General features: G+C 59.6%; 6 protein-coding genes. All 6 read right to left on the bottom strand.

From position 1 onward, the window contains the following. Positions 1 to 267: 267 nt before the first annotated feature. The gene (gene fba / locus KGB06_RS18365; RefSeq protein WP_007945427.1) at positions 268 to 1332 is read right to left on the bottom strand and encodes a class II fructose-bisphosphate aldolase; all 1065 of its coding nucleotides are present in this window, start codon (positions 1330 to 1332) and stop codon (positions 268 to 270) included. Between the two features lie 239 nt (positions 1333 to 1571). Further along, on the bottom strand, positions 1572 to 1904 hold the full coding sequence (locus KGB06_RS18360) for an MliC family protein (RefSeq protein ID WP_223518188.1): 333 nt from the start codon (positions 1902 to 1904) through the stop codon (positions 1572 to 1574). Positions 1905 to 1960: 56 nt separating this feature from the next. Continuing rightward, on the bottom strand, positions 1961 to 2182 hold the full coding sequence (locus tag KGB06_RS18355) for a hypothetical protein (protein ID WP_223518186.1): 222 nt from the start codon (positions 2180 to 2182) through the stop codon (positions 1961 to 1963). Positions 2183 to 2216: 34 nt separating this feature from the next. Next, positions 2217 to 3380, bottom strand: coding sequence for a phosphoglycerate kinase (locus tag KGB06_RS18350; RefSeq protein ID WP_223518184.1), 1164 nt, complete (start codon positions 3378 to 3380; stop codon positions 2217 to 2219). 17 nt (positions 3381 to 3397) lie between these two features. Further along, positions 3398 to 4459, bottom strand: coding sequence for an erythrose-4-phosphate dehydrogenase (gene epd, locus KGB06_RS18345; protein WP_223518181.1), 1062 nt, complete (start codon positions 4457 to 4459; stop codon positions 3398 to 3400). Positions 4460 to 4636: 177 nt separating this feature from the next. Next, complete coding sequence (gene tkt / locus KGB06_RS18340; RefSeq protein WP_223518179.1) at positions 4637 to 6634, bottom strand: transketolase; 1998 nt, start codon at positions 6632 to 6634, stop codon at positions 4637 to 4639. Positions 6635 to 6905: the final 271 nt, after the last annotated feature.

The following is a 6905-nucleotide window of genomic DNA, read 5'->3' as shown; positions in this document are numbered from 1 at the left end:
GGTAACGCGCGCTTCTTGCTGCGACAGCTTGAAGGCGCGAGGGCTGAAATGGCCTTGGCGGTGAACGCCTATAACCTGAAAAGAGCGATTAACGTGCTGGGCGTGCGTCAGATGATGGCGCTGATGGGCTGAAAAGCCTTTTTTCGTCTGCTGTGAGCACAAAAGCAAACGCCCCGAACAAGTCGGGGCGTTTGCTGGAACCACCATCAGTGTGTTTTCACACAGTCTGTCTCGGCGGGTTTTTATGCAACTCAAACACTAAAGGTCTTAGTTCACCTTAGCGTTCAACTCACCCTTCAAATACCGCTGATACATCCCTTCCAGCGAGATCGGCTTGATCTTCGAAGCATTACCAGCAGTACCAAACTGGTTGTAACGGTCGATACACACGTCACGCATCGCCGTCACAGTCGCGCCGAAGAACTTACGCGGGTCAAACTCGCTCGGGTTGGTAGCCATCAGGCGACGCATCGCACCGGTGGACGCCAAGCGCAGGTCAGTGTCGATGTTGACCTTGCGCACGCCGTGCTTGATGCCTTCAACGATTTCTTCAACCGGCACGCCGTAGGTTTCTTTGATGTCGCCGCCGTACTGGTTGATGATCGCCAGCCACTCTTGCGGAACCGAAGACGAACCGTGCATCACCAGGTGGGTGTTCGGGATACGTTTGTGGATTTCTTTGATGCGGTCGATAGCCAGTACGTCGCCGGTAGGCGGCTTGGTGAACTTGTACGCGCCGTGGCTGGTGCCGATGGCGATGGCCAGGGCGTCGACCTGGGTGCGTTTGACGAAGTCAGCGGCTTCTTCCGGGTCGGTCAGCATTTGGCTGTGATCCAGAACGCCTTCGGCGCCAATGCCGTCTTCTTCACCGGCCATGCCGGTTTCCAGCGAACCCAGGCAGCCCAGCTCGCCTTCTACCGAGACGCCGCAGGCGTGAGCCATGGCCACGGTTTGTTGGGTAACACGGACGTTGTAGTCGTAGTCCGTCGGGGTCTTGCCGTCTTCGCCCAGGGAACCGTCCATCATTACCGAGCTGAAGCCCAGTTGGATGGAGCGCTGGCAGACGTCAGGGCTGGTGCCGTGGTCCTGGTGCATGCACACCGGGATGTGTGGGAATTCTTCGATTGCCGCGAGGATCAGGTGACGCAGGAACGGGGCGCCGGCGTATTTGCGAGCACCGGCCGAAGCCTGGACGATCACCGGGGAGTCAGTCTTGTCAGCGGCTTCCATGATGGCGCGCATCTGCTCAAGGTTGTTGACGTTGAAGGCTGGAACGCCGTAGCCGAACTCGGCTGCGTGGTCCAGCATCTGGCGCATGCTGATAAGTGCCATTGTGTGTGTCTCTCCCGGTTTGGGTCGTTAATCGTGCCAGCCTGCCGTAGCGGCGGCGGCTATTCAAGTTATTGCAGATCGGGGGTTGGTCCGGGCTGCGAATTCGGTCAATGCGTACTGGCCAACACATCCCCTGTAGGAGCCGGCTTGCCGGCGAAGGCGTCCGCCGGGACACCACATGCCTCAAGGGCCTCTTCGCTGGCAAGCCAGCTCCTACAGGGGGTTGCGTCGGGCCGTTATTACTCGGCTTTACAACCGCGGCCGATCAAATCATTGGTGGCGACCCAGTACACCAGGCCTTCCTCACCTTTTACGTGAAACGCCAGCATGTCGTTGCTATACAGCGAACCTTCCGCTCCCGGCTCCAGCTTCAGGCGATAGACCTGATCAGCCCCGCCCAGGCGCACGTCGACTTCCTTGCGGCTGTCGTCGGTGTAGCGCCACAGCACTTTGGCCTGACTGTCGCAGGTCCAGGTGGTCCAGTTATCCACAGGTGCAGACGACTGGAACAGGTTCAACTGAGCGCAACCGGCCAGCAACGCCAGCGCCGTAACGGCGATAAAACCTTTCATCCATGTTCCTCGACTGACGGCGCACGCCGCCAGCCCTGAGTAATGAGTCAGACCCGTCAAGGACAGCCCTGTTCCTTGGCGGGTGTCCGTGTCTCGTATTTATCCAGGCCATCCGGCCCGGAACGCTTGTTGAGCACAGGATTGGTTTCCGCTTGCCAGTCGGCCTGGTAGCAGCCTTTTTCCTGGTTCTGCGGCGCGGGCTCCGGCGTGGCTTTCGGGTTACTCCCGCAAGCCGCCAACAGGCCCGCTGCGATCAACAGCGTTGACGTCTTGACCATGTAAACACTCCATTGCCTGGTCAAATGGGCGTCCTCAGGCCTTAGCCCGGCTTTCCAGGACTTCAACAGCTGGCAGCACCTTGCCTTCGACGAATTCAAGGAACGCGCCGCCACCGGTAGAAATGTAGGAGATCTGATCCGCAACGCCATATTTATCGATGGCGGCCAGAGTGTCGCCGCCGCCAGCGATGGAGAACGCCGAGCTTTCTGCGATGGCCTGGGCCAACACTTTGGTGCCGTTACCAAACTGGTCGAATTCGAACACGCCTACCGGACCGTTCCACAGGATGGTCTTGGACGACTTCAGCAGCTCGGCGAAATTCGCCGCAGTCTGCGGGCCGATGTCCAGGATCATGTCGTCGGCGGCCACGTCAGCGATCAGCTTGACGGTCGCGGTGGCGCTCTCGGCGAATTCCTTCGCAACGACTACGTCGACCGGCAGTGGCACGCTGACTTTGGCGGCGATGGCGCGAGCGGTGTCCAGCAGGTCCGGTTCGTACAGTGATTTGCCAACCGGGTGACCGGCAGCGGCCAGGAAGGTGTTGGCGATGCCGCCGCCGACGATCAGCTGGTTGCAGATCTGGCTCAGGCTGTTCAGTACGTCGAGCTTGGTCGAGACCTTGGAGCCGGCAACGATGGCGGCCATTGGCTGAGCCGGGGCGCCGAGGGCTTTGCCCAGTGCGTCCAGTTCAGCAGCCAGCAGCGGGCCAGCGGCGGCAACTTTGGCGAACTTGGCCACGCCGTGGGTCGAACCCTCGGCGCGGTGAGCGGTGCCGAAGGCGTCCATCACGAACACGTCGCACAGGGCGGCGTATTGCTGGGCCAGTTCGTCAGCGTTCTTTTTCTCGCCTTTGTTAAAGCGCACGTTTTCGAACAGTACGATCTCGCCGGCTTTCACGTCGACGCCGCCCAGATAATCAGCGACCAGCGGCACTTCGCGGCCCAGGGCCTTGCTCAGGTAGTCGGCGACTGGCTTGAGGCTGTTCTCGGACGAGAACTCACCTTCGGTCGGACGGCCAAGGTGCGAGCAGACCATCACGGCCGCGCCTTTCTCCAGGGCCAGCTTGATGGTCGGCAGCGAGGCCAGGATTCGCGCATCGCTGGTGACAACACCGTCCTTGACTGGGACGTTGAGGTCTTCGCGGATCAGTACGCGCTTACCTTGCAGATCGAGGTCGGACATCTTCAACACGGTCATGGGTCGCAATTCCTGAGTTACTGTTTTGGAGAAGCTGTTGGAGTAGCTGTTTGCAGATAATGTTCTGCAACGTCCAGCATTCGGTTGGCAAAACCCCATTCGTTGTCGAACCAGGCCAGGATGTTCACCAGCCGTGGGCCGGAAACTCGGGTCTGACTGGCATCGACGATCGCCGAATGTGGGTCATGGTTAAAATCACAACTGGCGTGAGGCAACTCGGTATAGGCCAGCAAGCCTTTGAGCGGGCCACTGGTGGCGGCCTCGCGCAGAATCCGGTTGACCTCGGTGGCGTCGGTGTCGCTGACGGTCTGCATCGTAATATCGAGGCAAGACACGTTAACCGTCGGCACGCGTACGGCTTTGGCCTGAATTCGCCCGGCAAGTTCCGGAAGCAGGCGTTCGATGCCTCGCGCCAGACCGGTGGACACCGGAATCACCGACTGGAACGCCGAACGGGTGCGGCGCAGGTCTTCATGGTGATAGGCATCAATGACCGGCTGATCGTTCATCGCCGAGTGAATGGTGGTGATCGACACGTATTCCAGACCGATGGCCTGATCCAGCAGACGCAACAGCGGCACGCCACAGTTGGTGGTGCAGGACGCGTTGGACACCAGCAGTTCGTTGCCGGTCAGGCAATCCTGGTTCACGCCGTAGACGATGGTGGCGTCGACATCCGCCTCGCTGGCCATCGGCTGGGAAAACAGCACACGTGGCGCGCCAGCGTCGAGGAACCGCTGGCCGTCTTCACGGGTGTGATAAGCGCCGGAGCATTCCAGCACCAGATCGACGCCCAGCGACGCCCAATCGATGCCTTCGGGGGTGGCACTGCGCAGGACCTTCACGCAGTCGCCATTAATATGCAGACAATCGCCGTCGACTTTCACTTCACCGGGAAAACGCCCGTGAGTGGAGTCGAAGCGTGTCAGGTATTCGATGCTGGCCATGTCAGCCAGATCGTTGATCGCGACAATTTCAAACCCGGCCTTTTCGCCTCGCTCAAACAACGCACGCAAGACGCAACGACCAATCCGGCCGTAGCCGTTGAGTGCAACTTTGTAAGGACGCGGTTGAGGCATGGGGTTCTCGATAGACGCAGTCAGACGAAATCTCGTTAACAACACAACCCTTGTAGGAGCTGGCTTGCCAGCGAAGAGGCCATTAGTCTCTGCATTGCCGTTGGCTGCACAGACGTCTTCGCTGGCAAGCCAGCTCCTACAAGGGATTGCGGTGGTCATGAAACCACCGCGTTGTGCTTAGTCTTCCAACAGCTCTTCAGCCTGACCCAGGATGTTTTCCAGGGTGAAGCCGAACTCTTCGAACAAGGCTGGCGCAGGCGCCGACTCGCCGTAGGTGGTCATGCCGATCACGCGGCCTTCCAGGCCCACGTACTTGTACCAGTAGTCCGCGTGGGAGGCTTCGATGGCGATACGGGCGCTGACCTGCAACGGCAGAACCGCTTGCTTGTAGCCAGCATCCTGAGCATCGAACACGCTGGTGCACGGCATCGAAACAACGCGCACTTTATGACCTTGTTCGGTCAGCTTGTCGTAAGCCTGAACCGCCAGGCCCACTTCGGAACCAGTGGAGATCAGGATCAGCTCAGGCTCACCGATGCAGTCCTTCAACACGTAACCGCCACGGGCGATTTCGGCGATCTGGATCGCATTGCGGGTTTGGTGCTGCAGGTTCTGACGCGAGAAGATCAGCGCCGACGGGCCGTCTTTACGCTCCAGCGCGTACTTCCAGCACACCGCCGATTCAACGGCATCGGCCGGGCGCCAGGTGTCGAGGTTCGGCGTGCAACGCAGGCTCGCCAGTTGCTCGATTGGCTGGTGAGTCGGGCCATCTTCGCCCAGACCGATGGAGTCGTGGGTGTAGACGTGGATCACACGCTGCTTCATCAGGGCCGACATGCGCACTGCGTTGCGGGCGTATTCCATGAACATCAGGAAGGTCGCGCCGTAAGGCACCAGGCCGCCGTGCAAGGCAACGCCGTTCATGATGGCGGTCATGCCGAACTCGCGCACGCCGTAGTACATGTAGTTGCCGCTGGCGTCTTCGGCGGTGACGCCTTTGCAACCTTTCCACAGGGTCAGGTTGGAGCCGGCCAGGTCAGCCGAGCCGCCGAGGAATTCCGGCAACATCGGACCGTAGGCATTCAGAGCATTCTGGCTGGCTTTACGGCTGGCGATGGTTTCGCCTTTGGCAGCCACTTCGGCGATGTAGGCGGCGGCCTTTTCGCTGAAGTCGGCTGGCAGGTCACCGCTCAGACGACGGATCAGTTCGTTGGCTTCGGTCGGGAACGCAGCGGAGTAAGCAGCGAAACGCTGATCCCACTCGGCTTCGGTCGCTTTGCCGGCTTCCTTGGCGTCCCACTCGGCGTAGATGTCAGCCGGGATTTCGAACGGACCGTGGTTCCACTTCAGTGCAGCGCGGGTCAAGGCGATTTCCGCGTCACCCAATGGGGCGCCGTGGCAGTCTTCTTTACCTTGCTTGTTCGGCGAACCGAAACCGATGGTGGTCTTGCAGCAGATCAGGGTTGGCTGATCGCTTTTGCGCGCGGTTTCGATTGCAGTCTTGATCTCTTCCGGATCATGACCGTCGACGTTGCGGATCACCTGCCAGTTGTAGGCTTCGAAACGCTTTGGCGTGTCGTCGGTGAACCAGCCTTCGACTTCGCCATCGATGGAGATGCCGTTGTCATCGTAGAAAGCGATCAGCTTGCCCAGGCCCAAAGTACCGGCCAGCGAACTGACTTCGTGGGAGATGCCTTCCATCATGCAGCCATCACCCAGGAACACATAGGTGTGGTGGTCGACGATGTTGTGACCAGGACGGTTGAACTGCGCCGCCATGACTTTTTCAGCCAGGGCAAAACCCACGGCGTTGGCCAGGCCCTGGCCCAGTGGACCGGTGGTGGTTTCAACGCCCGGGGTGTAGCCGAGTTCCGGATGGCCCGGGGTGCGGCTGTGCAATTGGCGGAACTGCTTCAGGTCATCGATCGACAGGTCGTAGCCGGTCAGGTGCAGCAGCGAGTAGATCAACATCGAACCGTGACCGTTGGACAGCACGAAGCGGTCACGGTCGGCGAACGATGGATTGCTCGGGTTGTGCTTCAGGTAGTCACGCCAAAGTACTTCGGCGATATCCGCCATACCCATAGGGGCACCGGGATGGCCGCTGTTGGCTTTTTGCACGGCATCCATGCTGAGGGCACGAATGGCGTTGGCACGCTCACGACGGCTTGGCATCGCTGTTCTCCTGCGGGTTCTGTAACGAGAGTGAATAAAACGAAATGGAAAAAAGGCGAGCATTTTCCCTCACCGGGCCGCCTCGGGGCAATGACAGATAGTCATCTGGAGGCGTTTTTCCATTTGATAACGACGGTTTCGACGGGTGAAACCTTTCCGCTGTCCGTTTGTTGACTGAACCTGACGCCGAGAAGTGCCATCTATCGAGCAATATCAAAACTTTTTGATATTGCTCTTGCAGGGATTTCTACCCGTCACTAGACTGCTGGCC

This window comes from Pseudomonas sp. GL-B-19, from assembly GCF_019956415.1.
Lineage (GTDB): Bacteria > Pseudomonadota > Gammaproteobacteria > Pseudomonadales > Pseudomonadaceae > Aquipseudomonas.
Note: the sequence above shows the minus strand (reverse complement) of the source record. Positions and strands in the feature narration are given on the sequence as shown.